Origin of the sequence: Pseudomonas yamanorum, assembly GCF_013386765.1 — a bacterium.
Taxonomy (GTDB): Bacteria; Pseudomonadota; Gammaproteobacteria; order Pseudomonadales; family Pseudomonadaceae; genus Aquipseudomonas; species Aquipseudomonas yamanorum_A.
On record NZ_JACARE010000026.1, the window covers coordinates 1 to 227 of the forward strand.

A 227-nucleotide genomic window follows, 5' to 3' on the forward strand; every position below is an offset into this window, starting at 1 on the left:
AAGGCTCGACAGCTCCCACATTAGAGGTGTGTCGCGCCCAAATTTGGAATGCATTCCGTGTGAGGTGCAATGCCACCTCTGTGGGAGCCGGGCTTGCCCGCGATGCTGGCGACTCAGTCTCCCTGGCACACCGCGGTGATCCCATCGCAGCCTCGCCAAGGCTCGACAGCTCCCACATTAGAGGTGTGTCGCGCCCAAATTTGGAATGCATTCCGTGTGAGGTGCAA